Genomic DNA, 2,218 nt, shown 5'->3' with positions numbered 1-2,218 from the left:
GGTTTGGGATATAGTGCAATGGACTTAACAAGAGTTATGGTCGAAAAGTATGAGATACTCTAGATCTTCCTATAATCCTTCTCCGGCAATTGTCGAATTATCCCGTGACGAACTTCAGATAATAACACGATTGATTTCCGGACAGTTGAATCGGGAAAGGCCAGCAACCGTTTTGATTGGTGGCTGGGCTGTTGATGCATATAACCCGTATTATGGATCTCAGGATATCGATTTTGTAACAGATGACACAACCCGGAAAATATTGATAGCTCACTTAAAAGAAAATGGAGGATATGAAGATCAAATCCATTACCCTTTTGACACCGTGAAAAAAGCGACCCCGCATGGAGAGATTATTCTTGATTTGGCATCCTGGGAAGCACAAAGTCCGTTCGAGGGATATCCGGCGATTCCCTTTACGTATGAAATACTTATTGGGAATACGGTGCTTCGAAAAGTCGGCAGAGGGGGAGAAATTCCAATTCCAAACCGTTCTACCTTGTTATTTTGTAACTATTCAGCCCCCTTCTCGCGAACCAAACCGGCAGATCGAAATACTAAGAGTACCTCAATAACAATAGATGGCAGTCAACCGGGCCGAGTTACTGGAATTATGCCGGACAAATCCGGAAGCCGTAGTTGACATCATAGAGAAACAGGATCGCCTTATCACCCAACTCACTGAAAGGATAGTCCAATTGGAAGCGCGGATAGCCGAGTTAGAGGCGCGGTTAAACCGGACCAGTCGGAACAGCAGTCAGCCGCCATCGATGGATGGCTTCAGAAGAGTCCAGAGTCCCCGGAAAAGAGGAGAAAGACCGCCCGGTGGACAGAAAGGGCATAAAGGCCAGACCCTTGAGATGGTGGACAACCCGGATGAGATCGAAGTACATCAGGTTCGGGAATGCCAGGGATGCGGAGCATCACTTGTGGATGAGAACCCGGTCAAGATTGAGCGTCGCCAGGTTCATGACGCTGAGTTCCGGATACAGGTAACCGAACACCGCGCCGAGCATAAACGGTGTCCGCACTGTGGCCGGGTGAACCGGGCAGATTTCCCGTCGGATGTGCAGTTCCCCGTCCAGTATGGCCAGAACCTCAAGGCACTGATGGTGTATCTTTGCGTCTACCAACTGATCCCTTATGATCGGATCCGGGAGACTTTCTCCGATATCTTCGGACGTTCTTTGAGCACCGGGACCCTGGTGAATGCAGTTTGGGAGAACTACCGGAACCTTGCAGGAGTTGAAGAACAAATACGAGAACTCCTGACCGGATCAGATGTAATTCATGTTGACGAGACCGGTATGCGGGTTGCTGGAATCAGGCAATGGTTACACGTTGCAAGTACCGATTTCCTGACGTGGTATGGTCATCACCGAAAACGGGGAAAACGGGCAACCGACGATATGCAGATCCTGCCCCGGTTCAAAGGTACGATGGTTCATGATTTCTGGGCTCCTTACTTCCGGTACCCGGGTCGTCATGCGATCTGCAACGCTCATCTGCTTCGCGAGTTGAACGGCATCTCGGAGAATTATCAGCAAACATGGAGTCAGGATCTGCATTCTCTGATTCTGGAGATCAAACAGGAGGTGGATGCTGCACGGGCGCACTCGTGTTCTCTCGGTTCTTCGAAGATTGCGGATTTCGAAGAGCGGTATTTCCGGATCCTTGAAAAGGGATTGAACGAGATCCCCTCCGCAGTCATTTCGGATTCTCCAACTAAACGCGGTCGTAAGAAACAGTCTAAAGCGAAAAACCTGCTCAACCGGTGCAGGAATTTCCCTCACGAGATCCTGGCGTTCATGTACAATTTCTCAATTCCCTTCACGAATAATCTGGCGGAACGGGATATCCGAATGGCCAAACTCCAGCAGAAAATCTCCGGTACCTTCCGCAGCGAAGTGGGGGCTGCCGCTTTCTGCAGGATTCGCGGATATATCTCAACCGTCAAGAAAAATGAGAGGCCGGTTCTCGATTCGCTTGCCGGGGCTTTTCAGGGAACGCCTTTCATCCCGTTACACGCTTAACGGGCGGGCTGAATAGTTACCAACTTAATTTGTAAATGCTGCAATTGTTCCATCTTTTTTTCCGTTCACATTTTTTGGTGAGATTTTACGTCCGGATCCAAATTTTATCCTGGTGGTTGAATAAGGACTATGCCCTTTTACAGACTCATAGTCCGGTGCAGAGCCGCTGATGGCACCGTGACAAC

Annotated in this window: 2 protein-coding genes; both read left to right on the top strand. The window is 49.2% G+C overall.

Annotated features, from left to right (window positions below; all coding sequences use genetic code 11):
* The first annotated feature begins 49 nt into the window (after positions 1-49).
* Positions 50-643 (top strand): hypothetical protein, encoded by a 594-nt coding sequence (locus tag CW742_RS11030; protein WP_292420358.1) that lies wholly within the window; start codon positions 50-52, stop codon positions 641-643.
* Complete coding sequence (tnpC, locus tag CW742_RS11025; protein ID WP_292420355.1) at positions 582-2,033, top strand: IS66 family transposase; 1,452 nt, start codon at positions 582-584, stop codon at positions 2,031-2,033. The genes CW742_RS11030 and tnpC overlap by 62 nt, the downstream gene beginning before the upstream one ends.
* The last annotated feature ends 185 nt before the right edge of the window (positions 2,034-2,218 follow it).

This window comes from Methanoregula sp., from assembly GCF_002835825.1.
Taxonomy (GTDB): domain Archaea; phylum Halobacteriota; class Methanomicrobia; order Methanomicrobiales; family Methanospirillaceae; genus Methanoregula.
This window is presented reverse-complemented; position numbering and strand designations above follow the sequence as displayed.